The organism is Flavobacterium cerinum (assembly GCF_004028155.1).
Classification (GTDB): domain Bacteria; phylum Bacteroidota; class Bacteroidia; order Flavobacteriales; family Flavobacteriaceae; genus Flavobacterium; species Flavobacterium cerinum.
Map to the genome: position 1 here is coordinate 254,649 of NZ_SBII01000004.1, position 20,749 is coordinate 275,397.

At 36.2% G+C, this 20,749-nt stretch carries 22 protein-coding genes; 15 read left to right on the top strand and 7 right to left on the bottom strand.

Translation table 11 applies throughout. The features are described from left to right. Positions 1-86: 86 nt before the first annotated feature. On the top strand, positions 87-2,939 hold the full coding sequence (gene carB / locus EPI11_RS08300; protein ID WP_128389491.1) for a carbamoyl-phosphate synthase large subunit: 2,853 nt from the start codon (positions 87-89) through the stop codon (positions 2,937-2,939). 94 nt (positions 2,940-3,033) lie between these two features. Here carB and EPI11_RS08305 read toward each other — a convergent pair whose 3' ends face one another. From EPI11_RS08305 to EPI11_RS08325, 5 genes are all read right to left on the bottom strand, one after another. Further along, a complete protein-coding gene (locus tag EPI11_RS08305; protein WP_128389492.1) occupies positions 3,034-3,438 on the bottom strand; it encodes a hypothetical protein in 405 nt (134 codons plus the stop codon). 194 nt (positions 3,439-3,632) lie between these two features. Next, a complete protein-coding gene (locus tag EPI11_RS08310; protein WP_128389493.1) occupies positions 3,633-3,884 on the bottom strand; it encodes a hypothetical protein in 252 nt (83 codons plus the stop codon). A gap of 136 nt (positions 3,885-4,020) precedes the next feature. Next, positions 4,021-4,449 carry a hypothetical protein gene (locus tag EPI11_RS08315; RefSeq protein ID WP_128389494.1) on the bottom strand — a complete coding sequence of 143 codons (429 nt, stop codon included), beginning with the start codon at positions 4,447-4,449 and terminating at the stop codon, positions 4,021-4,023. Between the two features lie 2 nt (positions 4,450-4,451). Next, positions 4,452-4,736: a DUF6973 domain-containing protein gene (locus EPI11_RS08320; protein WP_394343634.1), complete on the bottom strand. Its 285-nt coding sequence runs from the start codon at positions 4,734-4,736 to the stop codon at positions 4,452-4,454. Further along, the gene (locus EPI11_RS08325) at positions 4,733-6,139 is read right to left on the bottom strand and encodes a hypothetical protein (RefSeq protein ID WP_128389496.1); all 1,407 of its coding nucleotides are present in this window, start codon (positions 6,137-6,139) and stop codon (positions 4,733-4,735) included. Before EPI11_RS08325 ends, EPI11_RS08320 begins: the two co-directional genes overlap by 4 nt. A 264-nt stretch (positions 6,140-6,403) precedes the next feature. On the opposite strand from EPI11_RS08325, the gene EPI11_RS08330 reads away from it, so the two are divergent. The 5 genes from EPI11_RS08330 to EPI11_RS08350 all read left to right on the top strand — a co-directional run bounded on the left by EPI11_RS08330 (position 6,404) and on the right by EPI11_RS08350 (position 11,408). After that, positions 6,404-6,997 (top strand): TetR/AcrR family transcriptional regulator, encoded by a 594-nt coding sequence (locus EPI11_RS08330; protein WP_128389497.1) that lies wholly within the window; start codon positions 6,404-6,406, stop codon positions 6,995-6,997. A gap of 10 nt (positions 6,998-7,007) precedes the next feature. Further along, a complete protein-coding gene (locus EPI11_RS08335) occupies positions 7,008-7,232 on the top strand; it encodes a hypothetical protein (RefSeq protein ID WP_128389498.1) in 225 nt (74 codons plus the stop codon). A 36-nt stretch (positions 7,233-7,268) separates the two neighbouring features. Next, positions 7,269-8,504, top strand: coding sequence for an MFS transporter (locus EPI11_RS08340; RefSeq protein WP_128389499.1), 1,236 nt, complete (start codon positions 7,269-7,271; stop codon positions 8,502-8,504). Between the two features lie 99 nt (positions 8,505-8,603). Then, complete coding sequence (locus EPI11_RS08345; protein WP_128389500.1) at positions 8,604-10,664, top strand: CotH kinase family protein; 2,061 nt, start codon at positions 8,604-8,606, stop codon at positions 10,662-10,664. A gap of 168 nt (positions 10,665-10,832) precedes the next feature. Then, on the top strand, positions 10,833-11,408 hold the full coding sequence (locus EPI11_RS08350) for a T9SS type A sorting domain-containing protein (RefSeq protein WP_128389501.1): 576 nt from the start codon (positions 10,833-10,835) through the stop codon (positions 11,406-11,408). A gap of 370 nt (positions 11,409-11,778) precedes the next feature. On the opposite strand, the gene EPI11_RS08355 is transcribed toward EPI11_RS08350, so the two are convergent. Further along, the gene (locus EPI11_RS08355; RefSeq protein WP_128389502.1) at positions 11,779-12,324 is read right to left on the bottom strand and encodes an acyl-CoA thioesterase; all 546 of its coding nucleotides are present in this window, start codon (positions 12,322-12,324) and stop codon (positions 11,779-11,781) included. Between the two features lie 3 nt (positions 12,325-12,327). Then, positions 12,328-13,737 (bottom strand): DNA recombination protein RmuC, encoded by a 1,410-nt coding sequence (gene rmuC, locus EPI11_RS08360; RefSeq protein WP_128389503.1) that lies wholly within the window; start codon positions 13,735-13,737, stop codon positions 12,328-12,330. A gap of 287 nt (positions 13,738-14,024) precedes the next feature. On the opposite strand from rmuC, the gene EPI11_RS08365 reads away from it, so the two are divergent. The 9 genes from EPI11_RS08365 to EPI11_RS08405 all read left to right on the top strand — a co-directional run bounded on the left by EPI11_RS08365 (position 14,025) and on the right by EPI11_RS08405 (position 20,747). Beyond that, positions 14,025-14,603, top strand: a complete 579-nt coding sequence (locus EPI11_RS08365) for a hypothetical protein (protein ID WP_128389504.1) — start codon at positions 14,025-14,027, stop codon at positions 14,601-14,603. Positions 14,604-14,610: 7 nt separating this feature from the next. Beyond that, positions 14,611-15,264 carry a hypothetical protein gene (locus EPI11_RS08370; RefSeq protein WP_128389505.1) on the top strand — a complete coding sequence of 218 codons (654 nt, stop codon included), beginning with the start codon at positions 14,611-14,613 and terminating at the stop codon, positions 15,262-15,264. Between the two features lie 134 nt (positions 15,265-15,398). Beyond that, positions 15,399-15,959, top strand: coding sequence for a putative glycolipid-binding domain-containing protein (locus tag EPI11_RS08375; RefSeq protein WP_128389506.1), 561 nt, complete (start codon positions 15,399-15,401; stop codon positions 15,957-15,959). Positions 15,960-15,966: 7 nt separating this feature from the next. After that, positions 15,967-16,335, top strand: coding sequence for a nuclear transport factor 2 family protein (locus EPI11_RS08380; protein ID WP_128389507.1), 369 nt, complete (start codon positions 15,967-15,969; stop codon positions 16,333-16,335). Positions 16,336-16,338: 3 nt separating this feature from the next. Next, entirely contained in the window at positions 16,339-17,394 is a 1,056-nt protein-coding gene (locus EPI11_RS08385; RefSeq protein ID WP_128389508.1) for a winged helix DNA-binding domain-containing protein, read from the top strand. 23 nt (positions 17,395-17,417) lie between these two features. Then, complete coding sequence (locus EPI11_RS08390) at positions 17,418-17,864, top strand: GNAT family N-acetyltransferase (protein WP_128389509.1); 447 nt, start codon at positions 17,418-17,420, stop codon at positions 17,862-17,864. A 44-nt stretch (positions 17,865-17,908) separates the two neighbouring features. Continuing rightward, positions 17,909-18,598 (top strand): HAD family hydrolase, encoded by a 690-nt coding sequence (locus EPI11_RS08395; RefSeq protein WP_128389510.1) that lies wholly within the window; start codon positions 17,909-17,911, stop codon positions 18,596-18,598. Next, positions 18,595-19,251 (top strand): chloramphenicol acetyltransferase, encoded by a 657-nt coding sequence (locus tag EPI11_RS08400; RefSeq protein ID WP_128389511.1) that lies wholly within the window; start codon positions 18,595-18,597, stop codon positions 19,249-19,251. The genes EPI11_RS08395 and EPI11_RS08400 overlap by 4 nt, the downstream gene beginning before the upstream one ends. Before the next feature lie 314 nt (positions 19,252-19,565). Then, positions 19,566-20,747, top strand: coding sequence for an ankyrin repeat domain-containing protein (locus tag EPI11_RS08405; protein ID WP_128389512.1), 1,182 nt, complete (start codon positions 19,566-19,568; stop codon positions 20,745-20,747). Positions 20,748-20,749: the final 2 nt, after the last annotated feature.

Sequence of the window (20,749 nt, forward strand, 5' to 3'; positions counted from 1 at the left end):
CATCAAGGGGGATTTTTTTGAAAAAAAAATAGTAAATTTGCACACGCTACACACGGAATAACCTTAATACTACTACACTACAGAAAATGCCTAAAGACAATTCTATCAAATCAGTTTTAATTATCGGCTCCGGCCCAATCATTATTGGCCAGGCTTGCGAATTTGACTATGCAGGCTCTCAGGCCGCACGTTCCATTAGGGAAGAAGGAATAGAGGTTATACTTATAAACTCTAACCCGGCAACCATTATGACCGACCCATCGATGGCCGATCACGTGTACCTGAAACCGCTTACCACAAAATCTATTGTGGAGATATTGAAGGCACACCCAAATATCGATGCCGTACTACCTACAATGGGTGGACAGACTGCACTTAACCTTTGCCTTGAGGCTGAGGAAAAAGGAATCTGGGCCGATTTTAATGTGAGGCTTATAGGGGTTGATGTTAATGCTATAAACATTACCGAAGACAGGGAGCAGTTTAAACAGCTTCTTGAGAGAATAGGGATACCTGCAGCACCTGCTAAAACGGCTAACTCTTTCCTTAAAGGAAAAGAGATCGCTCAGGAGTTTGGTTTCCCACTTGTTATTCGCCCGTCATTTACACTGGGTGGTACAGGGGCAGCTTTTGTACACCATAAAGAAGATTTTGATGAACTGCTTACACGCGGTCTTGAAGCTTCGCCAATTCATGAAGTACTTATTGATAAGGCACTTTTGGGATGGAAAGAATACGAATTAGAGTTACTTCGTGATCAAAATGATAACGTAGTAATCATCTGTTCTATTGAAAATATGGATCCAATGGGTATCCATACAGGAGATAGTATCACGGTGGCACCTGCCATGACATTATCTGATACTACTTTTCAAAAAATGAGGGATATGGCTATCCTGATGATGCGCAGCATCGGTAACTTTGCCGGAGGCTGTAACGTTCAGTTTGCTGTAAGCCCGGATGATAAAGAAGATATAGTGGCGATCGAGATCAACCCTAGGGTATCACGTTCATCAGCACTGGCATCTAAAGCTACAGGTTACCCTATTGCTAAAATAGCTTCTAAGCTGGCTTTAGGATACAACCTTAACGAACTGCAAAACCAGATAACAAAATCTACATCGGCTCTTTTCGAACCTACACTGGATTATGTTATCGTGAAAATACCACGTTGGAACTTCGATAAATTTGAAGGTGCCGACAGAACTCTTGGACTACAGATGAAATCGGTAGGTGAGGTAATGGGTATCGGACGTTCTTTCCAGGAAGCACTTCACAAAGCAACACAGTCTCTTGAGATCAAGAGAAACGGGCTAGGTGCAGATGGTAAAGGATATACGAACTATGAACAGGTTATCGAAAAACTAACCAATGCAAGCTGGGACAGGGTATTTGTAATCTACGATGCAATACAAATGGGTATACCATTAAGCCGTATCCATGAGATTACAAGGATCGATATGTGGTTCCTTAAGCAATATGAGGAGCTTTATTCTCTTGAAAAAGAAGTAGCTACCTTCACTATTGAGAACCTTCCAAAGGAGCTTTTACTTGAGGCGAAACAAAAAGGTTTTGCCGACAGGCAGATCGCTCACATGATGAAATGCCTTGAAAGCCAGGTATACAACAAGCGTGAGGAAATGGGAGTTAAACGTGTATATAAATTGGTTGATACCTGCGCAGCAGAGTTTGAAGCTAAAACACCATATTACTACTCTACTTTTGAAGCGGAGATTGAAAGACCTGACGGAACACGTTACGTACACAATGAAAGTGTTGTAAGCGATAAGAAAAAAGTAGTAGTACTTGGATCGGGTCCTAACCGAATAGGTCAGGGTATCGAATTTGACTACTCTTGTGTACACGGTGTACTTGCAGCTTCAGAATGTGGCTACGAAACGATCATGATCAACTGTAACCCGGAGACGGTTTCTACCGACTTTGATACGGCAGATAAACTATACTTCGAGCCTGTATTCTGGGAACATATCTATGACATTATCCGCCATGAGAAACCTGAAGGTGTTATCGTACAGTTAGGAGGCCAAACGGCTCTTAAACTTGCTGAGAAACTGGACAGGTATGGCATAAAAATATTAGGAACCAGTTTTGATGCACTGGATCTAGCTGAGGACAGAGGACGTTTCTCTGAACTGCTTTCAAGTCTGCATATTCCTTTCCCTCAATTTGGTATCGCAGAAAGCGCAGATGAGGCTTCTAAGTTAGCTGATACATTAGACTTCCCGCTACTGGTACGTCCATCATATGTACTGGGAGGCCAGGGTATGAAAATTGTTATCAACAAGCAAGAACTTGAAGAGCACGTTATCGATCTTTTAAAGAGCATACCGGGCAACAAGCTGCTTCTTGACCACTATCTTGATGGAGCGATAGAAGCTGAAGCAGATGCAATCTGTGATGGCGAGAACGTATACATCATCGGTATCATGGAACACATTGAGCCATGTGGTGTACACTCAGGAGACAGTAACGCAACATTACCACCTTTCAACTTAGGAGAGTTTGTAATGCAGCAGATAAAAGACCATACGAAGAAAATTGCTATAGCACTTAAAACGGTAGGTCTTATCAACATACAGTTTGCAGTTAAAGATGATATCGTGTACATAATCGAGGCTAACCCAAGGGCGTCACGTACAGTACCATTCATCGCTAAAGCTTACGGTGAGCCTTATGTAAACTATGCGACTAAAGTAATGTTAGGTCACAATAAAGTGACCGACTTTACCTTTAACCCACAGCTTAAAGGTTTCGCGATCAAGCAGCCGGTATTCTCTTTCAACAAATTCCCTGGCGTAAACAAACAGTTAGGTCCGGAGATGAAGTCGACAGGGGAGAGCATCCTGTTCATTGATGATCTTAAAGACGACCAGTTCTACGAGCTGTACTCAAGAAGAAAAATGTACTTAAGCAGATAATTATAGCTTACATATAAAAAAAGCCCCGCAATTGCAGGGCTTTTTTTATATAAATAGTTTGTGGTAAAATCTAAAGAAAAACCAGATAAAAGAACTAGTAATTCCGAAATCTTTTGCGCGCTATATTGTCGAGTTCTTTGCTTGTATAATACTCAAGGCATTTTACGGTTATTCTTTTTTTTCCTTCAAAATCTGGATATTCTTCCGGTTTGATTGTTTGTGCAACAATCTTTCCTAAGCTATCAACGGTTTTTTGAATATCAGGACTACTTAAATCATCAAATACAGCTAATAGATCCTCTGTTCTAATACTCTTAATAATGTCTTTGTTTTCGTATGCATTATTTAAGCAAGAACAATACACCTGCATTTTGAAGTATTTAATATTCCCCTCTTTAACCCTTTTGTTAAAAGCTCTTTCGCTATTATAATTATTAGCCTTACAAGAAATTAATAATAAAAAGGATGCAATAAATAAAAGTTTTAGTTTAGTACCCATATTCTTCATTTATTTATTTCCTGAAATATATTCGGATACTTTTTTCTTTTCAGCTGGGTACGATGGTTTGAAATCTTTTTGTTGGACTATGTTGTTAGGGTATACATACAATTCATATTTTTTTTCTAATCTTGTTCCTGGAAAACCGATGAAACCTGTAGAACTGCCATAAAAAAACCCTCTATCAAAAACTGTTAAGTAAAATACTCCCGTTCACCACGGGGAAGTTTTGAGTAATGATCATTATATTTTAGATTAATAATAGTGTCAGATTTAACTTTATGATATGTTATTTCTTTATCAAATAATGAATGTATTTTAATTGAGTCGAGCGCTTTTCCAGTTTTATTATAAATGGTCAATTCTGTTTCAAATTCTTGGCTTTTGCATGAAGCTGTTACCAAAACAATTAACGCTAAATAAATAAATTTTATTGATTTGTCCATCGCAGAGTCGTGTTTGATATAATAGTGTCACTTGAACCTAGTGATTCAAGATATTTCAATTTTTCTATCAATTTATTTAGTTTAAGTTATTGGCTATATGAATAGAATAAGCAACTACAAAGTTTATTGATATTAATTAATCATATACCACAGGAAATTCGGATGTTTCATGCTTCTTCGGTAAATTTTCTGGCTTATAACCTTTTTTTATAGTAGCATAATTATCATAAATATAGTATTCGTAATTATTTTTTAAATGTGAAAAAGGAACGTCAATTAAACCATTTTCTGTAATGTAAAATTCATCTCCTTTAAAAACTGAAATACCAGAGGCTAATGCCTCACCTCGTTTGTATTCAAAATTTGTATACTCAAAATTTTTAATAATGCTTTTGTTAGGTTTGAGATTATAAAATGTAATTTCTCTATCAGGATAAACATATAATCTTATTGAATCGTATTCAATATTAGATAAATTCTCAATTTTTACTTGTACAGTAAAATCTTGTTTATAGTTGCAAGAGAATAGCACTACTATGCCTAATAAAAGGAGTGATGATTTCATAGTTATTGGTTAGTATATTTTATTGTTGTTACTGAAACTATATTTCCATCTTTATCTAATGGTGCAAGATACTTTAATTTTCCTGTCGACATATATTCAAGTACTTTATTTGAAATTGCCTCATCACCTGTCCAAAATGAAAAAAGTTTACCAATTTCTATTCCTATTAAATTATTAAAAAGATCCATTTGTGTTTCGAGCGGATGATTTCCAGAATTCCATTCATGTGCCTCAGTAAATATTTTGTAAGTGACCCTCCAAATTCTGCAGTATCTAAAGCATTTCAATAAGCATGTCTAAAAGCGTCACCCTTTCCGTTGTGAATTTGAGTCAATGTTGAATTCTGAACTAGTTCTGAAGCCTTACTGGATGCTGTAACAGCATTCTCAATATGTAAAAGAGCCTGCCTTGGGAATAATCTGAACCAAAATATTTCTTTTAAATTAGGGCCTCCAGCGGGTTCTGTAGGAATTTCAGAATGAATTTTTATATTTTCCAGCATATAGTCCGTATTATTCCACCATTCAAATGGCATCCCTTTATTTTTACCAGGATAATTATTTACATTAAAAGTTTCGTTGCTTCCCGAGACAGTTTTAGATTCGTTTAACCAATTCCCAAATTCTGTAGGTGTTATTTCAGAATAATTTTGGAGTAATTCTATTGCCCAATTAATAAATGATTCATCTCCATATCCATCATATATATAATCTAATAACTGTTTTGCATGAGCTTTGCTCTCATTGTTCCAACTTTTTTCGTTAAGATATCTTAGTATAGGAACTCTGTAAGCTTCATTTTGCATTACTCTACGTGCATTATCGCCTAAAAAATCGTAGTAAAATATTTGTTCCTGTGTTTTAATATTTACAAGAGGTTTTGTTAATCCGCCTTGTAGTAAAGCGAAATCTCTACCAGGATCAAATGCCGGTGGGGTATAGCTGCCATTACCTCCAACCTCGCCGCCGCCGCCAGATCCTATTTCGGAACCTCCGCTTATTCCATCATCACCTACATCTATTAAAACAGATCGCGTTATTGCCAAAACCTGGGGTTTGCCTGCTGCTATACATTCGGGCCATGCTCCAAAGTTTTTAACGGTATGTCTGTTTTCACTGCACGGAATTACTACTATTTGCGTAAACCAAACCTGGATTACTCTTGCATTTATATCATCTGGATTAAAATTTTTTAGAATTGTTCTACTAACGAATCCCTGAATATTGGTGGGTTCATTATTAAGAAGAGCGGTTTTCTCTTGCTCAGTTACTTCATATTTATAAATTGAGGCAAGATATTTACCATCATCTTTTAAACTTAATACTAAATTTTCGATGATATTCTTATTGTCTATTAATCGGTAGATCGGGAAAGTTAATGAATGGTAATTTCCATTATCTATTCTTAAAATTCTATCTGTATCAATAAAAAAATCATATTCTGGGTTATATACACTTCTTCCGTTAGGATCAATTTTATTTTGTTCAATGATACTGGAGATTATCGCTTTTGCTTCCGGAAGTTGATCCAGGTCTTTTAAGCTTATATAAGATTCTGTAATTCCAAAAGATTTATTAGTATTTTGTTCTTCTGTTTGAATAGGAAGTCCTTCCTCGACTTGGCATCCAACAAGCAGCATAAAGCTGCTAAAAAATGCTAGGACAGCTAGTTTTTTAAAATTAATTTTCATTTTTGGTGGGTATTCGGGGGTTTTGTGAAAAATTAACAATTGTGAAATATAATTCTATTTTAAACTTATAAATAACCAGCAATGTGTTAATTGTATGTTAATTGCGGTAAAACCGTAATGTATGATTTGATGCGTATAGACTTGATATTGAAATTATTGTAGCTGCAATGTGCTTTCAACTACTTACTCTGTACTTTATAAAAATATTTCACTATAAATAAATGATCATTCATTTATTATATTACATTTGTAAAAAAATTATAGATGCGTACAAGAGATACAGATAAAGAAAAGCTGGTTATTGAAAAAGCCATAGAACAGATTGTTCAGGATGGCTTTCAGGGGTTTAGTATGAACAAGCTCGCAAAAGCCTGCAATATTTCTGTAGCTACATTATATATCTATTACCAGGATAAAGACGATCTTATTAAAAAGATAGGAGGCGAAATTAGTTCTAATTTCTTTTCGAGAACAATAAAAGATTTTTCACCTTCCATGTCGTTTGCTGAAGGACTTTGGAAACAATGGGAGAACCGTGCGGCTTTTGCTGTAGAGTTTCCAACAGAAGTTGCCTGCTTTGAGGTTATTAAACATTCGCCTCATGGGGAATCGATATTAGCGGTAGGGCAGTTATCACAATTTAAAATTCAAATGACCGAGTTTTTTGAAAATGCTATTCGTAATAATGAACTGGTACCATTACCTATGGATGTTTTTTGGAGCGTTGCTTACGGACCTTTATATGCCTTGCTTCGTTTTCACCGCGAAGGAAAAAGCCTGGGAGGAAAACCATTTACATTAACCAAAGAGATCATGGAAGAAGCATTTAAAATTACACTCAAAGGATTAAGACCTTAATACTATTGCAATGAAGACAAATACCCAACCTCTTATTTTTAGAACCGACATAGGCCCTCTTTGTGCCAATTGTGCGGTACATAAAGCGCTCGATAATCATAATGATATCCAGTCATGGTCTATAGACGCCGAAGATAAAGACTGTGTACTTCGTATTGTTTCAGATACGCTTACACCAACAATGATTATTGAAATCATCAATCAATTAGGACACCAATGCCACGAATTGTCCTAACCGAAAAATACAATCAATCATCAATCAATTAAACGAATGGAAAAAACAAAATTAGAAATCCCGCCTTTTACGGGGCATCAAAAATTTATCATTGCATTACTGGCACTTTTGCAATTTACGATCATATTAGACTTTATGGTTATTTCCCCGTTGGGAGATATCCTGATGAAAACCCTGGATATGACAACGGCGAACTTTGGGTTTGCTGTATCTGCCTATGCTTTTAGTGCCGGTATATCGGGACTATTAGCCGCCGGTTTTGCCGATAGGTTTGACCGCAAAAAAATGCTGATATTCTTTTATACCGGATTTATTATAGGTACGGTATTCTGTGCTTTATCAACAAGTTATTTTACGCTGCTTTCGGCAAGAATAGTAACAGGTCTTTTTGGAGGTGTTATCGGCTCGGTATCCTTAGCTATTGTAACCGATTTGTTTGTAGTTCATCAAAGAGGTCGTGTTATGGGATATATACAAATGGCATTTGCAACAAGCCAGATTCTGGGTATCCCGGTAGGGCTTTATTTTGCTAACCACTGGGGATGGCATTCTTCTTTTCTTATGATTGCAGGTTTAGGTGTATTGATTCTTATTTCAATCATCCTAAAAATGCAGCCTATAAACAAACACCTTGCTTTGCAATCAGACAAAAATGCTTTCTTACACCTTTGGCATACGCTAAGCAATAAACGCTATCAGGTAGGGTTTGCGGCAATTGCATTCCTGTCGGTAGGAGGATTTATGCTGCAGCCGTTTGGAAGCGCTTTCCTGATCAATAATATCAACATAAGTCAGGAACAATTACCAATGGTATTTTTCTTTACAGGATTGTCGGTGTTTTTTATCATGCCGCTCATTGGGAAATTAAGTGATAAGGTGAGTAAGTTCAGGCTGTTTACAGCTGGCTCGATAATATCGATCATTATGGTTGTGATCTATACAAACTTAGATCCTATTCCTTTATGGGAAATTGTGGTAATCAATATGATTCTTTTTATGGGTATTATGAGCCGTATGATTCCGGCAACAACACTAAATACAAGTGTACCCGAAATGAAAGATCGCGGTGCCTATATGGCGATAACAGCATCATTACAGCAAATTGCGGGAGGTATTGCAGCGGTTTGTGCAGGTTATATAGTGCACCAGGAAACAAAATCAAGTCCGTTGGAGCATTATGATACTCTTGGATATGTAATCGCAGCGGTAACATTATGTTCTATATTCTTTATATGGAGAGTAGACCGATTAATACAGCCGAAGGAGAGGTAGATTATTAAGGTAATTCAAATAAAAACTGCTTGTTGTTGCTAAAATAACTATATAGTGTTAATTTATTAACACTATATTTGATTTATTAATCGGTTAATTATGAAGCTATTTTTATTTATTACAGATTCTTTATTGCAGCGAAAAAAAGTGCTGGGTATAGTTTTACTCTCTCAGGTATTCGCTTATGCTCAGGTAGATTTTACAGATAGTAACCTGCCTATTGTGATTATTAATACAGTTATTGATCCTGAAACAGGGGAACCAACAGAGATTCCAGATGATCCTAAAATACTGGCAGATATGAAAATTATTTTCAGGCCGGACGGGAGTCGTAATTATATTACCGATCAAAGTAATGAGGAGTATCTTAATTATGATGGTAAGATTAAGATAGAATTGAGAGGCTCTACATCACAATGGCTGGAGAAAAAGCAATACGGCTGGACAACCTATGAAGATGATGGTACGACTAAATTAAAAGTCAGTATCATGGGAATGCCAAAAGAAAATGACTGGATACTTAATGGTTTAGCTTATGATCCTTCTTTAATAAGAGACTATCTTAATTATAACCTTGCGAGACAGTTAGGGCAGTATGCAACAAGAACACAGTTTTGCGAAGTTATTATTAATGGAGACTATAGAGGTCTATATATACTTCAGGAAAAAATTAAGGATAATACGAACCGGGTTAATATTGAGAAAATAACCCAACAGGATACTGAAGGTGTAAAACTTACGGGAGGTTATATCACGAAGGCCGATAAAACTACCGGGGGTGATCCAGTTGCCTGGACAATGGAATCGTATGCAGAATGGACTGACTTTATCCATGAATTACCTAAACCGGAAGATGTTACAGCAGCACAGAACAACTATATTCATTCTCAATTTACAAGTTTAGCTACTACTACAGCAAATGATAATGCTGATATTATAACGGGTTATCCTTCTATAATAGATGTTCCTACTTTTATAGATTTCATGATAATGAATGAGTTTTCTGCAAATGTAGATGCCTATCAAATAAGTACTTTCTTTCATAAAGACAGAGGTGGAAAATTGAGGGCCGGACCGGTTTGGGATTTTAATCTTACCTTAGGTCTTGATGTTTTTGGAGACCGTAGTAAAACGAATACCTGGCAATTTAGCAATGGCAGTAATGATGGCGCTAAGTTTTGGACTGACTTATTTGATAACCCGACATACAAATGCTATCTTTCTAAAAGATGGAATGAAGTAACAGCTACAGGTCGTCCGTTGAATTATAACAGTATTACTGCATTTATAGATCAAACTGTCGCACTAATTAGCGAAGCTGCCGTAAGAGAAGAAGAGCGATGGGGGACAGTACCTAATCATGCTATGGAAATAGCCGATATAAAAACATTTATACAGGCAAGGTTGGCCTGGATTACGACTAATTTAGGCTCGTTTGCTTCATGCAATAATCCGGTTTTACCTTTATTAGTAATAAGCAGGATTAATTATAACCCTGGAGAAAGTAATGAGTTCCCTGAATCAGATGATCAGGAGTTTATCGAAATAACAAATGCAGGAACAACTGCGGTTAACCTTTCCGGAGTTTATTTAAGTGAATTGGGGATATCCTATCAGTTTCCGGCAAATGCTACAGTTTCCGGAGGACAAAAAATTTACTTAGCGAGTAATCCTGCTGTATTTCAGGCGAGATATGGTATAGCCGCTTTTGGACAGTTTTTACGTTATATGCCTAATAGTACTCAAAAGCTTGTTCTATCTGATGCATTTGGAAATCAAATTGACAAAGTAGAATATTTTGATAGTGCACCATGGCCTAATGCAGATGGTAACGGAAGTTATCTTCAACTTATAAATACATCATTAGACAATAGCCTTGCAGCGAGCTGGACAGTATCAGATGTTAGTCTTTCAACCAATTTATTTGCTGTAACACAGATGCAGGTATTTCCTAATCCTGTAAATACAGTGCTTTCTATTAGTTCTAAAGATCTTATAAAAGTAACAGAAGTTTATGATATGTCAGGGAAAAAGCTTCACAGCGAAAATCAAAATGCCGATACTGTAACGATAGATTTTAGCAGTTACGCATCGGGAATTTATTTTATAAAAGTGTTTAATAGTGAAGGTTATACAATAGAAAAAATCATTAAACAATAAACGAGTTGAACCGTAATAAGAAAAATCCTGCTTTACTAAAGCAGGATTTTTTTTATTATACGGATACTAGGTAATATCCTGCAAATACTAATTCAAAAGTGTTGTTTACTCATTAGTAGTTATTTAATTTGATTAAAAAAATGATCTTTACTCTAAAATCTAACCATTATGAAAATAAAATTACTTTTAGGAATGCTATTGGTCTCTTTAGGATTAAGTGCACAAACAACACATCATATTGACTGGTTCATGGGTGTAACCAGTACTGATGCCAGCTTAACGATTAATCAGGGCGATATTGTCACATGGACAGTAACGGATAATCTTCCTCATACTATAACAAGTAATGCAGGAGCAGCAAATTCTTTTAATAGCGGTAATATTTCTGGAAATGGACAAACTTTCTCGCATACGTTTGCTAATGCTGGAGTTTCAAGTTATAAATGTAATGTTCATGCAATGATGCAGGGAACTATAACCGCAAATGCTGTTGCAGGTGTAATCGAAAATAACAAAATGAAATTTGAATATTTCCCTAATCCAGCAACAGATGTTTTAACGATTAATGCGGGAGAAATTATTGATAACATTGAGATTTATGATAGCACAGGCAGACAGGTTATGAACTCAAAATCAGGTAATGCTACAAGTAAAGTCTACATGGCAAATTATACTGCGGGTACTTATTTCGTAAAAGTATTTATTGGAGACAAAACAGAAAACATTACGATAATAAAGAAATAATAGTTTTTTAAAAAGAAGCCCCAGCATAATTTATGTTGGGGCTTTTTGATATCTATTATTCCATAAAAGTAATTAGCTTTTCTTAATAAGCACTTTTTCCTGAGTAAATTGGTAAGCAGCATCAAGAAACGCAATCATGTTTTTCAAGTTTACTGTTGCTAATATATTTTGCGAAAATGAATTAAAGTAACCTTCTTCTTTCCACTTTACGAGCTGGTTTTACACACCTGTTACATAAGTGAAATTTTTAAAAAGATTTTCGGCTTAGGATCTATTGGTATATGTGTTCTACCGTTTGCGTGGCACCTAATACAGTCTTCGCTGGTAGGGATATTGAAATTTTTATATAAAAAGTAAGCCGGTATAAAATTTATAGATCGAGCCTGATGTTGTATTTTAAAAGTCCTTCTAAAGCTTCGGGAGAAGTATAATCAAAAGTTTCTTCATGTTTGTCGTGTTCTCTCTTTTGATTGATCCTTTTCAATGAATTGCAAAAACGACGTACATCCTCACTGCTGGTAAGGATAAGATGGGGAACTTTCATATTGTTTCCATCGGCATCTTTGGCAACCATTGTAAAATAGGATGAGTTACAGTGTTTTACCTTACCTGTTTGTATATTCTCTGAAGTTACACGGATGCCTACCACCATAGATGTATTTCCCACATAATTCACAGAAGCTTTCATAGTAACTAGTTCACCAACCTCTATTGGATTCAAAAAATCTACCGTATCTACCGATGCTGTGACACAATAAGTACCGGAATATTTTGAAGCAGCAGCAAAAGCAATCTGATCCATGAGCATAAGTATATAACCGCCATGTATCTTACCACTAAAGTTAGTGTGCGATGGGAGCATTAGCTCTGATATGGTAATTTTAGACTGGCTTACTTTTTTGTATGTAATATCCATGATTTAAGGATTTAGCAGCGTATCGGTTGTGTTTTCTGAATCGTTATCTTCTGCATCTTCTTCTTGTTGAAGAGCGCGGCTGAGTATGTTTTCGGGCAGCGATTTCTTTGCTTTAGCTCCCATTTTCTTTAGCTTCTCTATGCTGGTGATAATGTTTCCACGGCCATCTACCAGTTTACCCATGGCGTTTTGGTATTCGCTTTGCGCATCTTTCATTTTATTACCCACCTTCGTAAGGTCGTTTACAAAACCTTCAAATTTATCATAAAGCGCACCTGCCTGTCGGGCAATCTCATAAGCGTTTTCCTGTTGCTTCTGGTTGGTCCACATACTATCTATAGTACGTAATGTAGCAAGTAATGTACTTGGCGTTACAATTACAATATTACGTTCAAAAGCTTTACTGTAAAGCGAAGTGTCTTCATTAAGCGCAATGGCAAAAGCAGGCTCCATTGGTATAAACAGCAATACAAAATCAGGGCTTTCTATTTTATAAAGGTCATGGTAGTTTTTATCACCAAGTTGGTCAACGTGGCGTTTTATAGAACCAATATGCTCTTTTAGGTGAACAGTTTTTAGTAGTTCGTCTTCTTCATTGATATAGCGCTCATAAGCAATAAGCGATACTTTAGAATCGACAATCATCTTTTTACCATCCGGAAGGTTTATAACAACATCCGGTAATACACGTGCGCCTTCATCGTTAGTGTGGCTTTGCTGTACATAGTATTCACGGCCTTTCTCCAGCCCTGATTTTTCCAGTACGCGTTCCAGTATAAGTTCGCCCCAGTTCCCCTGCATTTTAGTATCCCCTTTAAGGGCTCGCGTAAGGTTAAGGGTTTCACGGCTCATTTGTTCATTCATATCACGCAGGCCTATAATCTGCTGACGCAGTGCAGCATGATAGTCAATGCTTTCCTTGTGGGTATCTTCTACTTTCTTTTCAAACAGATGGATTTTTTCCTGTAACGGAGAAAGTATGTTTTTCATATTCTCGCGATTCTGCTCAGTGAATTTGGTCGATTTCTCTTCCAGGATCTTGTTGGCAAGGTTTTCAAATTCTTTGGTGAATTTTTCCCTTAACTCATCGGTTTCCTGTCTTTGTTCGCGCATGCGTTCAAAGAGGTTATCAAAGTCAGTTTCTTTTTTAGTCAGCTGAACAGTCAATGCTTCCTTAGCCTGGCGAAGGCTGTCGCGATCGGCATTCGATTGTACCAATTGCTTTTCCAGACCCAAAAGCTCGTTTTGTGCTTGCTGTTTTAATTGCTGAATGTGTAGCTGAAGGCTGTTGTTGCGTTCTTCAAACACTTTTTTGTCTGAAGTTGCTTTAGATGAAAACACCAATTTGCCAATGTAAATACCTATGGCAAGGGCAATAATAAAGGCGAGTAAAAGAGAGATTGTATCGGGCATTTAAGTTGTTTTTGCTGGAAAGTAAAAGTAAGGAAAATATTGAGATGGTATTAAGATTTTGGATACGCCATATTGTAAAAAGTTTATATTTGGATTATTAATTTTTTATAAATTGATTGAGTTACAAATTGGAAGAATAGAAGTAATATCAAAAACTGAAAAGTATGAATTTTTTAAATTTTGTATCGAATAATATAATCGAAAAGTCCTTCAATATATCAGTATGGATAATAAGACAATTTAATGATAAAAAGGTCTTAGATAAAAAGTTGAATGAATTAAGGTGTTTGCCAATTGGGACCCTCGGTAAAGAAATAGCAAATTGTCTTGATGAAAACAATCTTGATTTGGTTGCCGGTTATGAAAGTCATGATCTTAAACATATAGTGCTGGGGTATAAAATGACTCCTTTAGATGAAATAAGAATGCAGGCTTTTATGCTGGGAAATGGCAATTATACTTTTCCGTGTATTGCGATTCTTATTTTTGGAATGCTGCTTTTACCACATAAATGGCTCATATTTGCAGAAGATTTTAAGAGAGGGCGTGTAGTTCATCCAATAAGTTCATGGACCATTGAAGTATATGGAGAAAAACAATTAATAGATATGCGAAAAATAATAACTGATAATCAAATAAATAGGAGTCATTTTTCGATACCCAAAATTGTTAGATTTAGTGCTTTTTTAGCAATGATATCAGGTGTTTTCGGGATGTTATTTTGTCTTCCATATCTATTCTCATCGTCATTAGAAGATTTGGTAGGTGCCGGATTCCCTTTTGTAGGAGGAACAATACTTACTATTGGAGGACTTATTGCGTTGTCAAATTTAACTCAAAAATCAAATTTAGTCCTTAATAAGTAAAACATAAATGAGTAATAGTTACGTAACCTTCAAAAAATTTCCTGATGCAACACAAGCTAAAGGATTACAGCAATTTCTAATAGAAAACGGTATTGAATGCCTTTTTGTTGATGATTCACCGAGTCTTGGCAGCAGCTTTTCGAGCGATCTGCTTAAAGAATATGAAATACAGATGCACCCGGATAATTTTGAAAAAGCCAATACACTTTTAGAAGAGCATGCTGAGAATTTTCTTAAAGACGTTCCAGAAGATTATTATCTTTTCACGTTCACTGATGAAGAATTGCATGATGTTGTTTTAAAACATGATGAATGGAGTGAGTTTGATTATATGCTTGCCCGCAAACTGCTTGACGAAAGAGGTAAATCAATTGATGAAGCTCACATTAAAAGTTTAAGAGAACAACGTATTGCTGATCTTGCCAAGCCGGAAGGCGATCAAAAAAGCTGGATTATTATAGGGTACATTTTATCACTTCTTGGCGGGTTTTTTGGTGTTATTACAGGATATGTATTATGGTCGTCTAAAAAAACACTGCCTAATGGCGATATGGTTCCTACCTATTCTGCAACCGACAGGATGCATGGTAAAAACATCCTTATTTTAGGGATAATTGTATTAGTGGTATCGGTTTTAGTTAAAATTCTAAAATTGATATAAACAGAATATCTTTATAGAAAAGGCAGGGATATCCCTGCCTTTTCTGTTTTAGGTATATTAATTCACAAAGGTTTAATCATAAAATGAAACGCAAATTAAGGGATATTAATTAAATTGCAGTAAAATACCATCTTATGCAAAAGAGCTTTTTATGGAACGGTTTACTAAATGATACAGAAGAGCATTGTGCTGTAAATTATCTTGATAAAGGCATCATGGTGCGATCTGAAGTAGAAGGATGGGCAGAGGGAAAACCCGTTTACCTTGACTATACCATTAAACTGGATGTCCATTGGAATGTGCTGGAGTTTGAAGTGATTTTCCATATAAGTGATATTGAGCATATACATCATTTTAAAAGAAATGCTTTGGGTGGCTGGATTGATGGTAAGGATAATGAATATCCTGAATTTGACGAATGCCAGTATATCGATATTTCGCTCACTCCATTTACAAATACACTCCCAATAAACGGACTCAATCTTGCACTAGGTCAAAGCCATGAATTTAATTTGGTTTATGTCGACGTAATGAGAAATACAATACGAAAAGACCATCAGCGCTATACAAGAATTGGAACCAACAGCTATCGTTTTGAGAATGACAGCACCAATTTTACAGCTGATATAGATGTGGATACCGATGGGCTCGTTACCCATTATCCAAAAATGTTTGATATGATACAACCTAAATAACCGTAATATGGATACCCAACACATTGCAGCACTCGAAAGCAGACTAATTGAAGCCATGAAAACCAGTAATGTTCAGGAACTGGATGTGCTATTGGCAGATGATCTTGTATTTACTGCACACACAGGGCTATTGTTTACAAAACAAGATGACCTGGATTCTCATGCATCAGGCAATATTGAGATCTTTAGTATCGAGCCTTCAGAACAAAAGATACGAATAGAAGGGAATGTTGCTATTGTTTCGGTGCTATTGGAAATAAGCGGTTCTTTTTTTGGGAATACTGAAGTTGGTTTTTACCGCTTTACAAGAGTGTGGAAAGACCACGGTGCACAATGGCAGATTATTGCGGCGCATTCAACACAGGTAGTTTCTTAAAAGATGTCGCCGGAAGAGATAAGGCTGCGCAGGCAGTACAATCAAAAATTATTACAATCCGATTTTACAACCCCGGAACAGGTGGTTTCTTATATGGCTGGTATGCAGGCTCAGGAATATGCTATGGCAAAATGGGCTGTAGCATTGCGTATGCAGGAAACTGTAGAATCTGAAGTTGAAAAAGCATTTAATGACGGCAGGATATTGCGTACTCACTTACTACGGTCTACCTGGCATTTTGTAACGCAGGAAGATATCCGATGGATGCTCGATATTACCGCACCACGTGTTATTACTACTAATGCTTTTATGTATCGTAAATGTGAATTAGATTCGGCTCTCTTCAATAAATGCAATACGATTTTAGAGCAATTGCTTAGGGATAATAATTACCTCTCCAGAGATTCAATAAAAACAGAACTTGCTAATAAAGGCATTGAAGGTGATGGTTTAAGAATTAGTCTCATTATGATGCAGGCAGAACTGGAAGGTCTTATCTGTAGTGGCCCAAGACAGGGTAATCAATTTACCTATGCCCTGATAGATGAACGCGCTCCCAATGCAAAACGACTAAGCGGGGAAGAAGCCCTGCGTGAATTGTGCCTTCGGTATTTTAAAAGCAGAGGTCCGGCATCGCTTAAAGACTTTACTACCTGGAGCAGTTTAACCGTTAAAGATGCTAAAGATGGTTTAGGCATGATCGCACAGGATTTTGAAAAAACGACTATTGAAGGTGTGGAGTATTATTATTTATCGGATATGCCGCCAATGGTAAAAAAGCAATTTGATTTCCTGATGCCTGATTATGATGAATACGGTATGGGATATAAAGACAGGAGCGTACTCCTTGAACAGGGTTCGGCAGGCAATAAAAACCAGTTTGACAGGGTTATTATTGTAAACGGAATGATTGCCGGTTCCTGGAAGCGTACCTTGAAAAAAAACAGTGTATTGTTGGATCTACAGTTATTTAAACCTCATAAAGCCACAGACAGATTGATAGTATCCGCGATAGAAAAATACAGTAAATTTTTAGGAAGAAAAGTAGAATTGGTTTAATTTGCAGACTACTTATGCTGATTATGAAAAATATAATTATTGAAGTTCCCGCTTCAAGTGATTTTGCAGAACTTGTATCTGTTTGGGAAGCCTCTGTAAGAGCTACACATGATTTTCTTAAGGAAGAGGATATACAGTTTTATAAGCCTTTAATCTTAAATGAATACCTTAAGGCTGTCAATTTGTATTGTATTAAGACTGATAACGGCGCTATTGCCGGTTTTATGGGACTGGGCGAAGACAGTATAGAAATGCTGTTTATACACCCTTCGTTTCGAGGCAGCGGAATTGGTAAAGCCTTATTATTATTTGCTGTAAATGACCAAAAGATTACTAAAGTAGATGTGAATGAACAGAACGATCAGGCAACCGGCTTTTATGCAAAAATGGGATTTGCCGTTACAGGTAGATCGGATTTAGATGGTATGGGCAAGCCGTATCCTATACTGCATATGGAACTTGCAGGATAATAAAAAACAAGAATTTTCCTTAAATTTGAAAAAATACTTTTGCCATGAATATTAAAGTTATTGCTTTTGATGCTGATGATACACTTTGGGTAAATGAACCTTTTTTTCAGGAAACTGAAAAAAAATTCTATCAGCTTATGGAAGATTATCTTCCGGCGCACAGTGTAGCAAAAGAGCTGTTTAAGATAGAAATTGCCAATCTTGATTTGTACGGTTACGGAATCAAAGCGTATATACTAAGCATGATAGAGGCTGCACTTCATATTTCTGAAAAAACGATCAGTGTAGAAGCAATAGAAAGGATATTACAGTACGGTAAAGAAATGCTGGACAAACCTATAGAATTACTGGATGGCGTAGAAGATGCGCTTAAAGCACTGCATGGCAAATACAAACTGGTGGTAGCGACTAAAGGTGACCTTAAAGACCAACACAAAAAGTTACATGAATCTGGGCTTGGGCATTATTTTCACCATATTGAAGTGATGTCAGATAAGCAGAAGATCGATTACTCTAAAATGCTGCAAAGGCTGGAAGTTGATCCGTCTGAGTTTTACATGATCGGAAACTCATTAAAATCCGATGTACTCCCTGTATTGGAAATTGGCGGACATGCCTGCCATATTCCTTTTCACACTACCTGGGCACATGAGCAGATAGATCATACGATAGAACATCCAAATTTTAGGCAGATGGATACTATAACACAATTATTGCCACTTTTACTATCATGAAATATTTATTAGACTTAGATAACTGGCCAAGAAAAGATCATTTTAATTTTTTCAAACAATTTGAAGAACCTTTCTTTGGTGTCACAGTAACAATTGATTGTACTAAAGCTTACAATAAAGCAAAAGAGGACGGTATTTCTTTTTTCCTTTACTATCTCCATAAGTCATTGGCTGCAGCCAATACAGTGGAAGCTTTCCGTTATCGTATAAAAGGGAATGAAGTATTAGTATATGATGAGTTACATGCATCGCCTACCATAAACCGCCCTGACGGTTCTTTTGGATTTGCCTATATGGATTTTCATAATGATTTTGAAACATTTTATGACGAAGCTCAAAAAGAAACCGAAAGAGTACAAAACAGTAAAGGACTTGTTCCGGCGGTTTCGGGTGAAAATGTAATTCATTTTTCATCAATTCCGTGGATCAATTTTACTTCTCTGTCGCATGCCCGTAGTTTCAGCTTTAACGATTGTATTCCTAAAATATCTTTTGGTAAAATGACTGATACAAATGGTGTTAAAACAATGCCGGTATCGGTTCACGTGCACCATGCATTAATGGATGGTTACCATGTTGGTCAGTTTATTGAGCGTTTCCAACAATTGATGGATGAATCTGAGGTAAAACAAGAAGAGGTTTTAAAAATGTAGGTTTTAAAAGTCAAAAGAAATTACTCTTTTATATGATTTTTACAGTATAGTAAAAATGCATTGGCAAGCAGATTATGAGAAGAAAGATAAAATAAAGGTGTCAATTGATATCTATGTGTTTTTATCTGCTCCGGGAAAAAGATGGTGAACCAAAAATATTTGCCAGCATAAGAGAGGATGAAGAAAAAGTAATCAAAGACAATAAGCTTAATCCCTATGAAAAATTAACAGATTTTTAATGAAATGAAATGAGATCAAATGTAAAATGATCCTATATTGTAGTAAAATTATCTGTAATAAATTTTATAGTAGCTATGGAAGAAGGGACGCTTTTAGAAGTAATAAAAAGACAAAAAATAGATGAAGCAAGGCAATTATTCAAACAAGGCGAAAAATTGCAGAAAAATCTTCCTTATTCTGAAAAGAACCAGGTTTACCTAGCTTTGACAATAAAAAAAGCGTACGATCTTATTGAGATTTTAATAAAAGACGGATTTGTTGAAACTGACATGTATGAATATGAGAGTTATGACTTCAGCATTTTTGTTCCCTTATTTAGGAATCTGGGCGAAAGTCCCGAAGAGCTGGAGTTTATTGAAACATTTATTGCAGCGTTGGATAATGTTAATGATGCTGTTCAGGATAAAACCCTGCTTGACCTCGCCCTTTACCATAATGTTCCTGTTGAGGTTGTTAAAAAACTAATAGTTGGGGGTTGTGATGTAAATTATAGAGACAATTCCCAAGCAAATTACCTGCATAGGATAATACAGGAATTTAATATCAAAGAAGATATTGGATCCGCTTATATCGAGCTGTTCCTGTCAGAAGGCATAGACATCAATGAAGGAAATGTAGTTGATGAAACTCCGCTTCATTTTGCCGTTAATAAATCAAAAGAAAAATATATTGAATTATTGCTTGCTAATGGAGCCGATCCAAATCAGCAGGATAAGAGAGGCGAGAGTCCTTTTTACTGCGCTTTAGCATATCAGGTATGTAACAATGACCTGTACAGGACATTAACGAAATATGCACAACCGGACTTTGATATGGTTAACAATGAAGGTATAGCTTTGCTGGCTAGTACTTTAAGAATGCGCAGTCGTGCTTCTGAAGCTGATATAGATGTAATAAAATCAATGATTGCCGACGGAGCGGATATATATCAGGAATCACCGTATTATGGAGAACCTAAATCAGCATTAGACTGGATAGCAGAAATGCCCGGGCAAATGTTAGAGGCTATTATTGAAACCGGAAGTATAGATATAGACAGGAAAGATAACAAAGGCAATTCTATATTACATAAAGTATGTGCTTATAATGTTAACTATGACCAGGAAGTTGCCAGACAAGTTTACAGGAAGGCAAAGCTGCTTATAGAAAAGGGAGCGGACGTAAATAGCACAAACGACCTGGACCAGACACCTATGATGCTTGCCGCACAAGACAACTTAAAGGCAAAAACAGTAGAACTATTATTAAAATCTTAAAA